17 protein-coding genes and 1 tRNA gene are annotated in these 14,610 nt (G+C 65.2%); 15 read left to right on the forward strand and 3 right to left on the reverse strand.

All coding sequences use genetic code 11. The features are described 5' to 3' along the window. Nucleotides 1–69: 69 nt before the first annotated feature. The 12 genes from phnD (at nt 70) to GPJ75_RS24575 (ending at nt 9,970) form a co-directional block, all read left to right on the forward strand. Nucleotides 70–978, forward strand: a complete 909-nt coding sequence (gene phnD / locus GPJ75_RS24520) for a phosphonate ABC transporter substrate-binding protein (protein ID WP_163272334.1) — start codon at nt 70–72, stop codon at nt 976–978. A 61-nt stretch (nt 979–1,039) separates the two neighbouring features. Continuing rightward, nucleotides 1,040–2,008 (forward strand): phosphonate ABC transporter, permease protein PhnE, encoded by a 969-nt coding sequence (gene phnE, locus GPJ75_RS24525; protein ID WP_163272336.1) that lies wholly within the window; start codon nt 1,040–1,042, stop codon nt 2,006–2,008. Nucleotide 2,009: 1 nt separating this feature from the next. Next, nucleotides 2,010–3,563, forward strand: coding sequence for a phosphonate ABC transporter, permease protein PhnE (phnE, locus tag GPJ75_RS24530; RefSeq protein WP_163272338.1), 1,554 nt, complete (start codon nt 2,010–2,012; stop codon nt 3,561–3,563). Nucleotides 3,564–4,225: 662 nt separating this feature from the next. Further along, a complete protein-coding gene (locus tag GPJ75_RS24535; protein ID WP_163272340.1) occupies nt 4,226–4,933 on the forward strand; it encodes a DUF1045 domain-containing protein in 708 nt (235 codons plus the stop codon). Beyond that, nucleotides 4,934–6,073 carry an alpha-D-ribose 1-methylphosphonate 5-triphosphate diphosphatase gene (locus tag GPJ75_RS24540; RefSeq protein WP_163272342.1) on the forward strand — a complete coding sequence of 380 codons (1,140 nt, stop codon included), beginning with the start codon at nt 4,934–4,936 and terminating at the stop codon, nt 6,071–6,073. It abuts the gene before it with no gap. After that, on the forward strand, nt 6,073–6,702 hold the full coding sequence (gene phnN / locus GPJ75_RS24545; RefSeq protein WP_163272479.1) for a phosphonate metabolism protein/1,5-bisphosphokinase (PRPP-forming) PhnN: 630 nt from the start codon (nt 6,073–6,075) through the stop codon (nt 6,700–6,702). The genes GPJ75_RS24540 and phnN overlap by 1 nt, the downstream gene beginning before the upstream one ends. Nucleotides 6,703–6,729: 27 nt before the next feature. After that, on the forward strand, nt 6,730–7,722 hold the full coding sequence (locus GPJ75_RS24550; RefSeq protein ID WP_163272344.1) for an adenosine deaminase: 993 nt from the start codon (nt 6,730–6,732) through the stop codon (nt 7,720–7,722). A gap of 50 nt (nt 7,723–7,772) precedes the next feature. Next, a complete protein-coding gene (locus tag GPJ75_RS24555) occupies nt 7,773–8,138 on the forward strand; it encodes an ArsR/SmtB family transcription factor (protein ID WP_163272346.1) in 366 nt (121 codons plus the stop codon). Next, entirely contained in the window at nt 8,135–8,590 is a 456-nt protein-coding gene (locus tag GPJ75_RS24560; RefSeq protein WP_163272348.1) for an SRPBCC family protein, read from the forward strand. Before GPJ75_RS24555 ends, GPJ75_RS24560 begins: the two co-directional genes overlap by 4 nt. After that, on the forward strand, nt 8,587–9,138 hold the full coding sequence (locus GPJ75_RS24565; protein ID WP_163272350.1) for an SRPBCC family protein: 552 nt from the start codon (nt 8,587–8,589) through the stop codon (nt 9,136–9,138). Before GPJ75_RS24560 ends, GPJ75_RS24565 begins: the two co-directional genes overlap by 4 nt. A 21-nt stretch (nt 9,139–9,159) precedes the next feature. After that, a complete protein-coding gene (locus tag GPJ75_RS24570; protein WP_163272351.1) occupies nt 9,160–9,546 on the forward strand; it encodes a VOC family protein in 387 nt (128 codons plus the stop codon). 58 nt (nt 9,547–9,604) lie between these two features. After that, the gene (locus GPJ75_RS24575) at nt 9,605–9,970 is read left to right on the forward strand and encodes a VOC family protein (protein ID WP_163272353.1); all 366 of its coding nucleotides are present in this window, start codon (nt 9,605–9,607) and stop codon (nt 9,968–9,970) included. On the opposite strand, the gene GPJ75_RS24580 is transcribed toward GPJ75_RS24575, so the two are convergent. The 3 genes from GPJ75_RS24580 to GPJ75_RS24590 all read right to left on the reverse strand — a co-directional run bounded on the left by GPJ75_RS24580 (nt 9,971) and on the right by GPJ75_RS24590 (nt 12,156). Further along, on the reverse strand, nt 9,971–10,489 hold the full coding sequence (locus tag GPJ75_RS24580) for a GNAT family N-acetyltransferase (RefSeq protein ID WP_246249257.1): 519 nt from the start codon (nt 10,487–10,489) through the stop codon (nt 9,971–9,973). Nucleotides 10,490–10,494: 5 nt separating this feature from the next. Further along, on the reverse strand, nt 10,495–11,730 hold the full coding sequence (coaBC, locus tag GPJ75_RS24585; RefSeq protein WP_163272357.1) for a bifunctional phosphopantothenoylcysteine decarboxylase/phosphopantothenate--cysteine ligase CoaBC: 1,236 nt from the start codon (nt 11,728–11,730) through the stop codon (nt 10,495–10,497). A gap of 336 nt (nt 11,731–12,066) precedes the next feature. Further along, a tRNA-Ser gene (locus GPJ75_RS24590) sits at nt 12,067–12,156 on the reverse strand. A gap of 186 nt (nt 12,157–12,342) precedes the next feature. On the opposite strand from GPJ75_RS24590, the gene GPJ75_RS24595 reads away from it, so the two are divergent. From GPJ75_RS24595 to GPJ75_RS24605, 3 genes are all read left to right on the forward strand, one after another. Beyond that, nucleotides 12,343–12,666 (forward strand): hypothetical protein, encoded by a 324-nt coding sequence (locus GPJ75_RS24595; RefSeq protein WP_163272359.1) that lies wholly within the window; start codon nt 12,343–12,345, stop codon nt 12,664–12,666. A 17-nt stretch (nt 12,667–12,683) separates the two neighbouring features. After that, entirely contained in the window at nt 12,684–13,343 is a 660-nt protein-coding gene (gene msrA / locus GPJ75_RS24600; protein WP_163272361.1) for a peptide-methionine (S)-S-oxide reductase MsrA, read from the forward strand. 170 nt (nt 13,344–13,513) lie between these two features. After that, on the forward strand, nt 13,514–14,512 hold the full coding sequence (locus GPJ75_RS24605) for a BMP family lipoprotein (RefSeq protein ID WP_163272363.1): 999 nt from the start codon (nt 13,514–13,516) through the stop codon (nt 14,510–14,512). Nucleotides 14,513–14,610 lie beyond the last annotated feature (98 nt).

A 14,610-nucleotide genomic window follows, 5' to 3' on the forward strand; every position in this document is an offset into this window, starting at 1 on the left:
ACCCACGTAACGGGCCGCAACGACAAAACCATAGCGCCGGCGCGCCGGCACGAAACAGGAGAGACGGACATGTTGAAGCAAGCTTTGATGGCCGCCGCCGCCTTTACGGCACTTATGGCCGGCGCGGCCCAGGCCGAGGACCTCAAGGAGTTCCGCATCGGCATCCTCGGCGGCGAGAACGAGGCCGACCGCATGCGCAACTTCCAGTGCATGGTGGACAAGCTGCCGGAAGTTCTGGGCGTCGAGAAGGTCTCGCTGTTCCCGGCTTCCGACTATGACGGCGTCGTCCAGGGCCTCCTCGGCGGCACGCTGGACTATGCCGAGCTCGGCGCCTCGGCCTATGCCAAGGTCTATCTGGAAGACCCCGAGGCCGTCGACCCGATCCTGACCACCGTACAGACCGACGGCTCGACCGGCTATCATTCGGTGATGGTGGCGCGCGAAGATTCGGGCATCCGCACGCTGGAAGACCTGAAGGGCAAGAAGCTCGGCTTCGCCGATCCCGACTCCACCTCCGGCTATCTCGTTCCGGCGGTGACGCTGCCGCAGGCGATCGGTTCGACCATCGACGACTATTTCTCCGAGACCGGCTTCGGCGGCGGCCACGAGAACCTGGTGCTCGAGGTGGTCAAAGGCACCTTCGACGCCGGCACCACCTGGGCGTCCGGCGTCGGCGATTTCTCCGAAGGCTACACCTCCGGCAATCTGCACAAGATGGTCGAGAAGGGCATCCTCGACATGGACGACCTGGTGGAAATCTGGAAGTCGCCGCTCATCCCCAACGGCCCCATCGTCGTGCGCACCTCCATGAACGAGGACATGAAGGAAACCTTCAAGACCTTCATGATGGAGCTCCCCGAGAGCGACCCCGAATGCTTCTCCGCCATCCAGGGCGGCGACTTCACGGGCTATACCGAGGTGACGCCGGCCTTCTACCAGCCCATCATCGACGCCCGCCGTTCGCAGATCGGGTCGTAGCTCCCGCCTTTGGAAAGCGCCGCCCCCTTGAGCGGCGCTTTCCGCATCCCGGTCCCCTCCCATGAGCACCACCACCCACGGCCCCGCCCTGTCGCCGGCGGCCCAGTCGATCGAGCGGCACTGGCAGGAGATGGCGGCGCGGCGCCGGCTCTACACCATCGGCGGCATCGTCTTCCTGGTGCTGGCCATGGGCGGCTCTCTGTGGTTCGCCAACGCGTCCAACGCCGGCAAGTTCTTCGACCGGCTGCCCTATTTCTTCGATTTTGTCGGCCAGCTCATGCCGCGCGACGGCTGGGAAGTCTGGCGGGCGCTCTTCGACCTGCCCTCCCCCTATGACGACGGCAGCCTGAAATACAACTACCCGGAAGGCCGGGTGTACCTCACCGAAACCCTCTACCTGCCGGAATATTTCTACAAGATGCTGGAGACGATCAATATCGCCCTGGTGGCGACGCTGGTCGGCTTCGGGCTGGGTTTCGTCCTGTGTTTCCTCGCCGCCGCCAATCTCACGACGCGGCGCTGGCTGCGTTTCTTCGTGCGCCGCTTCATGGAGGTGCTGCGCGCCTTCCCCGAGATCGTCATCGCCGGCTTCTTCCTGGCCATCCTGTCGATCGGCGCTGTGCCGGCCATCATCGCGGTGGCGATCCATACCATCGGCGCGCTCGGCAAGATGTTCTTCGAGGTGGTGGAGAACGCCGACATGCGGCCGGAGGAGGGCCTGAGGGCGGCGGGCGCCAACTGGGTCGAGCGCGTGTGGTTCGCCATCGTGCCGCAGGTGATGCCAAACTTCCTGAGCTACGCGCTCTTGCGGCTGGAGATCAACGTGCGCGCCTCGACCATCATCGGCGCCGTTGGCGGCGGCGGCATCGGCGAGACGCTGCGCCTTTCCATCAGCCAGACGCACGAAGCCAAGACGCTGGCGATCGTCCTCCTGCTGTTTTCGACCATCGTCGCCGTCGACCAGTTCTCTGCCTGGCTCAGGCGGCGCCTCGTCGGCGACCAGGCCTTCGAATTCGGGCGCGGAGGCTGACATGGCCCATCTCGACACCGCACAAACCCGGGAGCTGATCGCCCGCCATCCGCAGGTCTTCGCCGGCTCCATGAGGAAGCGGGTGACCGGATGGCTCGTCGCCCTCGGCATCGTCTTCTACTTCGTCTTTGCCTGGTCGTTCTTCTCCATCGGTCAGGTCGTCACCAATGCCAACTGGAATATCGCCGGCGGCTATCTGGCGGATTGGGTTTCCTACGAGGTGCGTCCCGATATCGAGTATCGCGACGGTTATCTGAAGGTCTCCTTCCCGCGCTTTTCGCCGCTCGGCGAGAACCCCGATCCGGACTGGCTGACGAGGCGGAGCGAGACCGTCGAAATCCGCGCCGAAAGCGGAAATGCCGAGGCCGGCGCCACCCCCAGTGCCGGGTTCCTGGGCAGCCTTCCCGAGGCCAACGCCAAGGGCGGCAGCGGCAACTTCCTCGGTCCGGTCGGCGACGCGGCCGAAAGCGCTGCAGCCGTGGGGGATATCCCGAATGCCCCGGCGCCGCAGACGACGCGGCGCGAGGAAGCGGTGGTGGAAGCCAGCGTCCGCTTCTCCCCGCAAAGCCATGTCGACGTCGCGCCTGGTCTGGTGAGCGTCACCCGCGGCGATGAGACGCTCGTGCTCGACATCGCCGGCGGTGAGCGCGTCGAGCCGCGAGGCGCCCTGCCGGCCTGGGCCTTCCAGCGCGAGCCGGGTGCAAAGGTGATTGTCCGCTTCGGTTTCGCCGGCCGGGCGGAGATCGAGGGCGACGAGGTGAAGATCCGCCGTCGCTTCCTCGGCTGGGAGAACTTTTTCTTCGACACGCGCTCGCCCTTCTGGGGCCTTTCGGCCGGCGAGGTCGCCAAGATCGTCCTCTTCGGCGAGCGGCTCAACCCGCAAAAGTCCAACGCCGCGCTCGCCTTCGACAATTTCCTCAACAATGCCGACTGGCAGCACGGCGACGTGTGGCTGAAGCTCCTGCAGACGATCGTCATGGCCTTCGCCGGTACGGTTCTGGCGACGCTCATCGCCTTTCCCCTTTCCTTCGCCGCCGCGCGCAACATCTATCCGAGCCGCGCCGCCAACTTCCTCTTCAAACGCTTCTTCGACTTCCTGCGCTCCGTCGACATGCTTATCTGGGCGCTGTTCTTCACTCGCGCCTTCGGGCCGGGCCCGCTCGCCGGCATCTCGGCAATCTTCTTCACCGACACCGGCACCTTCGGAAAGCTCTATTCCGAAGCGCTGGAGAACATCGACGACAAGCAGCGCGAGGGCGTGCGCTCCGTCGGCGCCTCGCCCTCGGCCGTGCAGCGCTACGGCGTCCTGCCGCAGGTCCTGCCGGTCTTCCTCAGCCAGTCGCTCTATTTCTGGGAATCGAACACGCGCTCGGCCACCATCATCGGCGCCGTCGGCGCCGGCGGCATCGGCCTGAAACTATGGGAGGCCATGCGCACCAACTCAGACTGGGAGAACGTCGCCTACATGGTGCTCCTGATCCTCCTCGTCGTCTTCGTCTTCGACACCATCTCAAGCACCCTCCGCCACCGCCTCATGTGGGCGAAGAACCGGTAAAGGTGAAGGCTGCGGCATCGTTATCCCCTTGCGATTTTCAAGGGGCGCGACCGTCGGATATGCCGGCGCCGGACCCCCTCACCGACCCGCTTCCAAACGGGGATAAAATCCAACGGCCGGAATCCGCCAACCCATTGATCCCATTCACAATCGCAAAATTTCTCAAACTTTTTTCGCCCTTTTTATCCCCCCTCCCTCTACTGCCCATAAAATCCTCCCCATCGCTCTCGCGGGAACCGGATGCGCACCGGGTGTTCGGGAGGGCGGCGGCAGCCTCCCCCTTCGGGATCGGAACCCGACCCGAAAGGGCGAAAGGAACCCTCTTGACCGGTCGACGTCGGGACAGCGGCCGGCGGGGCGCGTTGGACGCGCCTTATTTGAGGCGCTCCCGAGCGCCTTGTGCGGTGCCGAAGACGCGCCCCGCTTCCCACCCAATAGCCAGACGCGAAAGCGGGCGTGGCAACGATGGCGCGCGCCCGCCGTCACCATCCTACTGAGCGAATCCGCAAAGGAGAGCGTTGACGACCATGAACCCGAATCCGCGGCCAGCCCCCATTGATTGCCCCGCCGGTTTGCGCGACTATCGCCCCCCTTTCGCCGGGGCTTCGTTATTCTGTCATGCAAATCGCCTATTGCGTCGCGATCTGCGAGGATTGATACCCATGCGCTACGCAATCTACTTCACACCCGACAAGGACGACCCGCTGGGCCGCGTCGCCGAGCGCTGGCTGGGGCGCAGCGTCTTTGGCCGTCAGGTGCCGGCGCCGGTGGCCGTCGACACCTTTTCCGCGGCCGAGATCGCCTTTCACACCGCCGCACCGCGCCGCTACGGCTTCCACGCGACGCTTAAAGCCCCCTTCCGCCTGGCCGAGGGCAAGAGCGAGGGAGAGCTTGTCGCCACCCTCGAAAAGTTCGCCGCCGAGCGCGAGCCGGTCGTCCTAGAGCGCGTTGCTGCACGGCGGCTCGGCGGCTTCTTCGCCGTCGTGCCGGCAACGCCCTCGCCCGAACTCGACCGGCTGGCGGGCGAGGTGGTGGAGGCGTTCGAGCCTTTCCGCGCTCCGCTGTCGCCGGAGGAGATCGAGCGCCGCAACCCCGAGAATTTGACTCCCGAGCAGCTAAAAAATCTCCACAAATGGGGATATCCTTACGTCTTCGATGCGTTCCGCTTCCACATGACGTTGACGGGACGGGTGCCGGAGGCGGAAGCCGCGCGCATGGAGCGGGCGATCGACGCCTTCTTCGGCCCGCTGCTTCTGGAGCCGCTGGAGCTTTCGTCGCTGGCGCTCTTCGCCGAGCCGGAGGTGGGCGCCCCGTTCCACATCAAGTCCTTCCACGCCATCGGCGGCGCGAGGGAGAGGAAATCTGCCTGAATGACGCATGAAACGATCCTGAGGAATGCCCGCATCGTGCTCGACGACGAGGTTGTCGAGGGCAGTGTCGTGCTCCGTGACGGCCGCATTGCCGACATCGCGCCCGGCCCGGCGCGGGTGGGCGACGACCTGGAAGGCGATTTCCTCATCCCAGGCCTCGTGGAGCTGCACACGGACCATCTGGAAGGGCACTACGCGCCGCGGCCCAAGGTGCGGTGGAACCCTCTCGCCGCCGTTCTCGCCCATGACGCACAGGTCGCCTCCTCCGGCATCACCACCGTGTTCGACGCGCTGCGCATCGGCCTCGATGAGGAAGGCGACGTGGACGCGGAAGGCATGCGCAGCCTTGCCGATGCCATCGAAGAGAGCCTCGCTGCGGATCGGCTGCGCGCCGAGCATTTCCTGCATCTGCGCTGCGAGGTCTCGGCGTCCGACTGTCTTTCCGCCTTCTCGCTCTTTAAGGACGACCGCCACGTCAAGCTCGCCTCGCTGATGGATCACTCGCCGGGCCAGCGTCAGTTCACCAATCTCGATGCCTACGCGGCTTACTACAAGGTGAAGATGAAGCTCGACGACGAGGCGTTCCGCCGCTTCTGCGACAAGCGCACGGACGAGTCGCGCCGTAACGCCGCGCCCAACCGGCGGGCGATCTCGGCCGCCTGCAAGGAGCGCGGCATCATTCTCGCCAGCCACGACGACGCCACGCCCGAGCATGTCGGCGAGGCAGCACAGGACGGCGTGCGCGTGGCCGAGTTTCCGACCACGGCGGCGGCGGCAAGGGCCTCCAAGGAGGCGGGGATGGCCGTGCTCATGGGCGCGCCCAATCTGGTGCGCGGCGGCTCCCATTCCGGCAATGTGTCGGCGCAGGAATTGGCCGAGGGCGGCGATCTCGACATTCTGTCCTCCGATTATATCCCCTTCAGCCTGATCCAGGCTGCCTTCTCCCTGAGCGAATTGGTCGACGGCATCAGCCTGCCGCAGGCCGTCGCCAAGGTATCGAAGATCCCGGCCGAGGCCGTCGGGCTCACCGACCGCGGCGTCATCGAGCCGGGCCGGCGGGCGGACCTCGTGCGCGTGCGGCTCGACGGCGGCATTCCCGTGGTGCGCACCGTATGGCGCGCGGGGCGGCGCGTGGCGTGATGGTTTCGGCGAGCATCGAGCGCGCGCAGGCGCAGGAGCCCTTTCCCGTCCGCCAGGGCGTGTTCGTCGCCGTGGCCGGCCCCTCCGGCGCCGGCAAGGATTCGGTGATGGACTACGCCAGACAAAGGCTTGGGCCGCTTGCCGGCGAGATTGTCTTCGCGCGGCGCATCATCACGCGGCCCATGGACGCCGGCGGCGAGGATCACGACACGCTGGACGAGACCGCCTTCGAGCGGGCACGAGCGGCGGGGCGCTTCGCCTTGAGCTGGCGGGCCAACGGCCTGAGCTATGCGCTGCCGGCGGAGATCGACGGGACGATGCGCAGCGGCGGCGTCGCCGTGGCCAACGTCTCGCGCGCCGTCATCCCGGCGCTCGAGGAACGCTACGCCCATGTCCTCCCCGTCATCGTGACCGCGCCGCCCGAGGTGCTGGCCGATAGGCTTTCGCGGCGCGGGAGGGAGACGCGTGAGGAGGTGCTGGCGCGGCTGGCGCGCGGCGCGGACAGCGAACTCAAGGTCGAGGACGCAACTGTCATTGACAATTCGGGGCCGTTGGAAGCCGCCGGAGAACGTTTCCTGACAGTGCTGCGCAAGGCGGCTGCGTGGAGTGACGTCTGTGATATGGTCTGATCCGTTTTTCGAAGGATCGGACCACGCATGGTGCTCAAAGCGGAACTGCATTGCCACATCGAAGGCGCGGCCCTCCCCACGCTCGTCGAGAGCCAGGCGAAGAAATATGGCGTGGATGTCTCCGCCTTCATCCACGACGGCGCCTATCACTGGCACGACTTTTCGAGCTTCCTCGCCGCCTATGACGCCGCCGCAAACCTCTTCCGCAGCGAAGAGGACTACGCGGCGCTCGCCGAGACCTATCTGACGGGCCTGGCGAGCGAAGGCGCCGTCTACTCCGAATTCTTCACCTCGCCCGACCACGCCGAACGCGCCGGCCTCTCACCTCAGGCCTATACGGAAGGGCTCGCCCAAGGCATCGCCCGCGCCAAGGCGAAGACCGGCATTGAAGGGCGCATCGTCGTCACCGGCGTACGCCATTTCGGCCCGGCCGCGGTGGAGAAGGCGGCGCGCTTCGCGGCCACCTGCGGCCACCCCCTGGTGACAGGCTTCGGCATGGCCGGCGACGAGCGCTCCGGCCATCCGCGCGATTTTGTCCGTGCCTTCGATATCGCCCGGGAGGCGGGGCTGGGAATCACCGTGCATGCAGGCGAGTTCGGCGGCGCGGACAGTGTCGAGGCGGCGCTCGACCATTTTTCGCCTGCGCGCATCGGCCACGGCGTCCGCGCCGTCGAAAAGCCGGATCTGGTGCGCCGCATCGCCGAGGAAGGCGTGGTGCTGGAGGTGTGCCCTGTGTCGAACGTGGTGCTCGGCGTCTTCCCGGGCTTTGCGCACCATCCCTTCCCGCAACTCTACGCCGCCGGCTGCCGTCTCACGCTCAATTCCGATGACCCGCCGCATTTCCACACCGGTATCGGGCGTGAATATGCGGTCGCTTCGGAGCATTTCGGTCTCGATGAAACCGCGCTGACAGCGGTGACGCGCACCGCGCTCGAAGCCGCTTTCGTGGACGAGGAGACGCGGCGCGCGCTGCTTCTCCGGCTTGCCGCAGCGGAGGCAGCGCGGGCCGTGGCTGAATAAAGATAAACCACCCGGTTGACTATTGCGCAAGGCGCGCTATCCTCAACCACATGGTTGAACAATCTGCCACACTCGACGCCGTGTTCCACGCGCTGTCCGATTCCACCCGCCGCGCCATGCTGCGGGAACTGGCGGGCGGCGAGCAAAGCGTGGGCGCGCTGGCCGCGCCCTTCGCCATGTCGCTGGCCGGCGCCTCGAAGCACGTGAAGGTGCTGGAGCAGGCCGGCCTCGTGCGCCGCCGCATAGCCGGCCGCATCCATTACTGCCGGCTGGAGGCCGAGCGACTGGCGGAAGCGGAAGCCTGGCTGCGCTACTACGAGCGCTTCTGGACGAAGCGCCTCGACACGCTGGAGGCGCTGCTCAAGGCGGAGGACGAAACGGCCGAACGGACCACACCGCATGGAGGCCGAAAATGATTCAGAGCCGGACAGTTACGCTCACGGTGAAACGCCACTTTGACCAAAGCCCGGATCGCGTCTTTGATGCCTGGCTTGATCCAGAGAGGGCGCGCCGATGGCTGTTTGCTACCGAATCCGGCGACATGATTCGTGCCGAGATCGATGGACGTGTCGGCGGCGGCTTCACTTTCACCGAGCGCCGCGACGGCGAGGATGTCGAGCACGTTGGGGAGTATCTGACAATCGAAAGGCCGAAACGGCTGGTCTTCACCCTCGCCGTGCCAAAATTCTCCCCTGACGCCGACACCGTAACCATCGACCTTACAGAGCACGGTGGCGGCACCGAGCTCACCTTGACCCACCAGTTCGGCGCTTCCAACGCCGATTGGGAGGAGCCGACCCGGGAAGGCTGGACGATGATCTTCGACAATCTGGCGAAGCAACTCGACGCTTGGGAGAAAGAGGGATGAAACCTTTGAAAGATGACGCCTACGGCGTCGCAACAGCCCCCGATACGGTGCGCTTCGAGCGGCTTCTGCCGGGGCCCGTGGAGCGCATATGGGCCTATCTCACCGAGTCCGACAAGCGCCGGCAGTGGCTCGCCGGCGGCGAGATGGAGCTGAAGGTCGGCGGGCGGGCCGACTTTCTGTTCAAGCATTCCGAATTCACGGACGAACCGGCACCGGAGAAATATGCCGAAATGAATGCAAAGGGATACCCTTCGCAGCACCGTGTCACCGAGATCGACCCACCCCGCCTGCTCGCCATGACATGGCCAGGCGAGGACGACTGCGAAAGCGAGGTCGTCTTCGAACTCTTCCCCGAGGGCGAGGAGGTGTTGCTGGTGATCACCCACAGAAGGCTCGCCGACCGCGGCGAGATGAGCAACGTCGCCGGCGGCTGGCATGCGCATCTGGGCGTCCTCGCCACGGTGCTCGAAGGCGGCAGGGCCAAACGCTTCTGGTCGCGCATCCCGGAGCTGGAAGCGGAGTATCAGAGGCGGTTTGCCGAGAATTGAAGCACGAGAGGGAGCAAGGCGATGATCCGATGCAACCTTTCGTCCGTGCTGGTACACGATCAGCAGAGGGCGGAGGATTTCTATGTCGGCAAACTCGGCTTCGCGAAGAAGCAGGATTTCCCGGCCGGCGGAGCGCGTTGGCTGACGGTGATCGCGGCGGACGGCTCGGGCGCCGAGCTGGCATTGGAGCCTTCGGGCTACGAGTTCGCGCGCGCATACCAGAAGGCCCTCTATGACAGGGGAATCCCCCTCACCTCACTCGGCTGCGACGATGTGCAGGCAGAGTACGAGCGGCTGACGGAACTCGGCGTGCAATTCCGGGGAGAGCCGCAGAAGCATGCGGATTTTCCGACCACTGCCGTTTTCGAGGACGGCTGCGGCAACCTGATCATGCTGCATGAGGCGTAATTGTGCGAACTATTGCGGCCTTCACGCTGCCTTACCCGACGGCAAGGAGGATGAAACGATGAGACCGAAATTCGAGGGCGGTCGGAACATCGCCATGAAAGTGCCGCCGCACCAGTATGAGGAAACGGTGCGGTTTTACCGGGATGTACTTGGCTTCGACCAGATCGAGGAGCTTTTGCCGGCGGTCGGCTTCCGCTTTGGTGCCAACCAGCTGTGGATCGACCGCGTGCCGGGCATGAGCCAGGCCGAATTGTGGCTGGAGGTGGTGACGGACGACACGCGGGCCGCGGCGGAGCATTTTGAGCAGGCGGGAGGCGTGCGCCGCGACGAAATCGAAACTTTGGGGGAGGGGTTCGACGGCTTCTGGATATCCAGTCCGGCCTCGATCATCCACCTCGTCGACGGCAAGGCCGGCTCCTGGTGATCAGTCACGCCGGAGGAGGACGTTGGGCGTGTCGCGGTAGCTGGCGTGGGCGACAACGCGAAAGCCGAGTTTTCCCGCAAGCTTGAGCGAACGCTCGTTGGCGGGATTGATGATACAGGTGAATGCCTTGGCGGGAAATCTGGCGTCGCACCAGTCGATGATGGCCCCCATCGCTTCCCGCGCAAAGCCGCGGCCGTGCCATTCGGGCAGCAGGACCCACCCTGCCTCCAGCGTGCCGTGGATGGCGGGCCGGATGTCACGGCAACGCTCCTGCACGCCGGCTTCTCCCATCAGTCTGCCGGTGCTCTTGTCCTCGATGACCCAGAAACCGAAGCCGAAGATCGCCCATATGCCGCGGTGGCGCAGGATTGCATCCCACGCCTGCTCCCGGCTGAGTGCGCCGGCCCCGCGGTTGATATAGCGGACGACCTCGGGATCGCACCACATGGCGTGGTAGGCATCGAGATCGTCCGGTCGATGCTCACGCAGGATGAGGCGCTCGGTTTCGAGCACCGGCACGCCGCTCAAGGCTTCCGCTCCCCGCCAAGCATACTGGCGATCAGCACCGCCAGCCGCTCCGCCACGTCTTCCTTGGACATTTCCGGCCACTCCTCCACGTCCTCGCCGCTGACGAGATGGACCCGGTTGCGTTCGCCGCCCATGACACCGGAGGAGCCAATACCGCTGTCGTGCGAGACGTCGTTGGCGATTATGATGTCGGCGCCCTTCTTCGCCAGCTTGGCGCGGGCGTTCTCCACCACGTTCTCGGTCTCCGCGGCAAAACCGACGACGAGGCGGGGGCGCTTTTCATGGTGGCCGACGGCGGCCAGGATGTCCGGATTTTCCGTAAGGGCTAGCGCCGGCGCATCCTTGCCCTTCTGCTTCTTGATCTTTTCCGCTGTTTCGGCCTGCGGCCGCCAGTCCGCCACGGCGGCGACGAAGATGCCGGCGTCGGCGGGCAGAAGCGTCTCCACCGCTTCGTGCATCTGGCGGGCACTTTCCACGTGGACGGTCTTCACACCTTGCGGGTCGGCGATCGAGACAGGGCCGGAGACCAGATGCACGTCGGCGCCGAGCTTCGCCAGGGCGGCTGCGATCGCATGGCCCTGCCGGCCGGAGGAGCGGTTGGCGATGTAGCGCACCGGGTCGATGGCCTCATGCGTCGGCCCGGAAGTGACGAGGATCTTGCGCCCGGCAAGCGGCCTGGGCCCGGCTGCCAGCATGTCCTCGATCGCCGCGACGATCTCCAGCGGCTCGGCCATTCGCCCCTCGCCAGCCTCGCCGCCTTCGGCCATCTCGCCGCTGTTCGGCCCAATGAGGCGGATGCCGTCGCGGGACAACGTCTCGCGGTTGCGCTTGGTGGCCGGGTGCGCCCACATCTTCGGGTTCATCGCCGGCGCCATCAGCACCGGCTTATCGGTGGCCAGAAGCACCGTCGACGCAAGGTCGTTGGCAAGGCCCGTGGCAAGCTTGGCCATCAGGTCGGCCGTGGCCGGCGCCACCACGATGAGATCGGCCTCGCGCGACAGGCGAATGTGTCCGACATCGTGCTCGTCCTGACGGTCGAAGAGGTCGGTGTAAACGTGGTCGGCCGACAGCGCGCCGACGGAGAGCGGCGTGATGAACTCCTGCGAGGCCTTCGTCATGACGCAGCGCACCGCGGCCCCCCGCTCACGCAGGCGGCGGATGAGGTCGAGGCATTTGTAGGCTGCAATGCCGCCGCCGATGACGAGGAGCATGCGCTTACCGGATAGAGACATTAGTCCTCCTAGTGGTCTGACCCAAACAGATGGTACCCATCTGTTTGGCGGCGGTCACACGGCAGCTTCGCCATCCGCGGGGATGAAACGGTTTGTCTTCGCCAGGTGTCGTCTGCATCGCCACGGCGCCCTCCTTCCGCCGGACTATAGGCTTGGCCCGAAACGCCCGCAACGCGCGCAGAAGCGTGCTGCACGAGATGTCACCCGTCTCCCCAGCATGAAATGCAGCCTATGTGTCCAGAACACTGACAGCCCTGCTTCGCTAAAGCCTCGGAAGGCATCCTGCTTCGCATGACAGGCACTGCCAATCCTGCCAAGTTCGGAGAGCAGTGAGGATGGCGGAGAGAGAGGGATTCGAACCCTCGATACGGTTTCCCGTATACACGCGTTCCAGGCGTGCGCCTTCAACCACTCGGCCACCTCTCCGCGAACGGCGTTTGTCGCATGGCGACGTGCCGCTCCGGGGCTCATCTAGTCGAATTGATTGTGAATGCCAAGATGTCCGGCGGGCTTTTCTCCCGCCCTGCGCGCGCCTCGAATGCGTGCGGCAATTGCCAATCGCGCTCCATGCGCCTATCTCACGGGTAATCAGTGCCGCTGCCGGGTCTCGCCATGCGTTTCGTGCTCCGCCTGCTTTCGATGTTCGCTCTTGCGGTCGCCGTCATCATGGCCGTGATCGACGCTACGCGTTCGATTGCCGCCGGCGAATGGGTGCTGACACCGCTTGGCCAGAGTTGGCAGGCCACCTCGCCCGATACGTACAGTCTCGCTCAGGACACCATTGAGCGCTACACTGTGCCGGTGCTGTGGGAGCCGGTGGCGGTCTCCATTCTGGCGTTGCCGGGATGGGTGGTTTTCGCTCTCCTGGCGTTTCTCTTCTATGCGATCGGCCATCGCCGGCACCGGCAGGATATGTTTTCCTCCGCTGCGCGGTGAGGCCGAGGAGGCTTCTCATGATCTTTCATACCTTTGAAACGAAGCTGAAGATGCCGGCGCCGGAAGAGGCGCTGCCCGGACGGGCAGAGCCCATCCCCACTGCCGACAGACATTTCGTCAACGGCAGGCCGCTTAAAGGCCCTTATCCGGAAGGCACGGAGAAGGTGTTGTTCGGCATGGGCTGCTTCTGGGGCGCGGAGAGGCTTTTCTGGCAGGTGGAGGGCGTGTGGGTGACAGCAGCCGGCTATGCTGGCGGCCTTACGCCGAACCCGACCTATCGCGAGACGACGACGGGGCTGACCGGCCATACCGAGGTGGTACTGGTCGTCTACGACCCGCAAATCGTCTCCTTCGCCGCCCTTTTGAAGCTGTTCTGGGAAAGCCACGACCCGACCCAGGGCATGCGCCAAGGCAACGATGTCGGCACCACCTACCGCTCGGCGATCTATGCCAGCACGCAGGCGCAGCTGGCGCAGGCACGCGCCTCGCGCGACACCTATGCGGAGGCGCTGAAAGTGTCCGGCGCCGGCGCCATCACCACCGAGATCGCCGCCGCGCCCGCGTTTTACTTCGCCGAGGCCGAGCATCAGCAATATCTGGCGAAGAATCCCGGCGGTTATTGCGGCCTCCAGGGCACGGGCGTCACCTGCCCGGTGGCGGGCGGCGCGGCCGCCTGAGAATGGCGTTTTTGCCGGCGCCGCCCGTCACTGCAGCCGATTTCCGCACTGCCAATTTTCCACGTGAAATTTCGCGTTACCCGTGCAAGAGTGCGCGCGAGCAGGAGGAAAATCCTGCCGCGGGCGGCACGTCCGCCCAATGTCAGAGAAACCGACAGGGTGTGGATCACATGAAGCGTATCGTTCTCGGCCTTTTGGCCGCAACCGCCATGACCGCGACGGCTGTGGCCCAGGAGGAAGTCGCTCCGGCCCTCCTCTTCGATCTGGGCGGCAAGTTCGACAAGTCGTTCAACGAGATGGCCTATATGGGCGCGGAGCAGTTCAAGGAAGAGACCGGCATCGAATATGCCGAGTTCGAAATCTCCAACGACGCCCAGCGCGAGCAGGCGCTTCGCCGCTTCGCCGAGCGCGGCCGCAACCCGATCGTGATGGCTGGCTTCACATGGGTGGAGTACCTCAACAAGGTAGCGCCCGACTATCCCGACGTCAGCTTTGCCATCATCGACGACAGCGTCGACCAGCCGAACGTGCGCTCCATCGTCTTCAAGGAGCAGGAAGGCTCCTATCTCGTCGGCATGCTTGCCGCGATGGCGTCCGAGACCGGGACCGTCGGCTTCGTCGGCGGCATGCAGGTACCGCTCATCGGCAAGTTCGAGTGCGGGTATGTGGGCGGCGTGAAGGCGGCCAATCCGGACGCCAAGGTCATCCGCAACTACACCGGCGATACGCCGGCGGCCTGGAACGATCCGACCAAGGGCGGCGAGATCACCCGCACGCAAATCGACCAGGGCGCGGATGTGGTCTATCATGCGGCCGGCGGCACCGGCGTTGGCGTTCTGCAGGCGGCGGCGGATGCCGGCAAGCTTGGCATCGGTGTCGATGCCAACCAGAACTATCTGCATCCCGGCCACGTGCTCACCTCGATGCTGAAGCGCGTCGATGTGGCCGTCTACTCCTCATTCATGGATGCGATGAACGGCGAGTTCACCTACGGCGTCCAGAATGTCGGGCTGGCCGAAGACGCGGTCGGATATGCGCTTGACGAACACAACGCGGAACTGATCACCGACGAGATGGAGGCCGCGGTGGAAGAGGCCAAAGCCAACATCATCTCGGGCGAGGTCGAGGTTCACAACTTCCTTGAAGACAATAGCTGCCCCTACTGGTAAGGCAGGTTTTCCGACAGCGGAAAGGGGCCGTCCGCGGCCCTTTTTCATGTCCGAAGAGCCCTCCTGATCTGGGGGACCCGAGACAGGATAAGACAACG

It is taken from the genome of Chelativorans alearensis (assembly GCF_010993735.1).
In the GTDB taxonomy this organism is placed as follows: Bacteria; Pseudomonadota; Alphaproteobacteria; order Rhizobiales; family Rhizobiaceae; genus Chelativorans; species Chelativorans alearense.

Excerpts from the sequence above, each read along its gene's own strand:
- GPJ75_RS24605 (WP_163272363.1), top strand. The coding sequence starts at position 13,514 with ATGAAGCGTATCGTTCTCGGCCTTTTGGCCGCAACCGCCATGACCGCG.
- coaBC (WP_163272357.1), bottom strand. The coding sequence starts at position 11,730 with ATGTCTCTATCCGGTAAGCGCATGCTCCTCGTCATCGGCGGCGGCATT.
- GPJ75_RS24565 (WP_163272350.1), top strand. The coding sequence starts at position 8,587 with ATGAAACCTTTGAAAGATGACGCCTACGGCGTCGCAACAGCCCCCGAT.
- phnN (WP_163272479.1), top strand. The coding sequence starts at position 6,073 with ATGGTTTCGGCGAGCATCGAGCGCGCGCAGGCGCAGGAGCCCTTTCCC.
- phnE (WP_163272336.1), top strand. The coding sequence starts at position 1,040 with ATGAGCACCACCACCCACGGCCCCGCCCTGTCGCCGGCGGCCCAGTCG.
- GPJ75_RS24550 (WP_163272344.1), top strand. The coding sequence starts at position 6,730 with ATGGTGCTCAAAGCGGAACTGCATTGCCACATCGAAGGCGCGGCCCTC.
- GPJ75_RS24595 (WP_163272359.1), top strand. The coding sequence starts at position 12,343 with ATGCGTTTCGTGCTCCGCCTGCTTTCGATGTTCGCTCTTGCGGTCGCC.
- GPJ75_RS24570 (WP_163272351.1), top strand. The coding sequence starts at position 9,160 with ATGATCCGATGCAACCTTTCGTCCGTGCTGGTACACGATCAGCAGAGG.
- GPJ75_RS24535 (WP_163272340.1), top strand. The coding sequence starts at position 4,226 with ATGCGCTACGCAATCTACTTCACACCCGACAAGGACGACCCGCTGGGC.
- msrA (WP_163272361.1), top strand. The coding sequence starts at position 12,684 with ATGATCTTTCATACCTTTGAAACGAAGCTGAAGATGCCGGCGCCGGAA.
- GPJ75_RS24560 (WP_163272348.1), top strand. The coding sequence starts at position 8,135 with ATGATTCAGAGCCGGACAGTTACGCTCACGGTGAAACGCCACTTTGAC.
- GPJ75_RS24555 (WP_163272346.1), top strand. The coding sequence starts at position 7,773 with ATGGTTGAACAATCTGCCACACTCGACGCCGTGTTCCACGCGCTGTCC.
- GPJ75_RS24540 (WP_163272342.1), top strand. The coding sequence starts at position 4,934 with ATGACGCATGAAACGATCCTGAGGAATGCCCGCATCGTGCTCGACGAC.
- phnE (WP_163272338.1), top strand. The coding sequence starts at position 2,010 with ATGGCCCATCTCGACACCGCACAAACCCGGGAGCTGATCGCCCGCCAT.
- GPJ75_RS24575 (WP_163272353.1), top strand. The coding sequence starts at position 9,605 with ATGAGACCGAAATTCGAGGGCGGTCGGAACATCGCCATGAAAGTGCCG.
- phnD (WP_163272334.1), top strand. The coding sequence starts at position 70 with ATGTTGAAGCAAGCTTTGATGGCCGCCGCCGCCTTTACGGCACTTATG.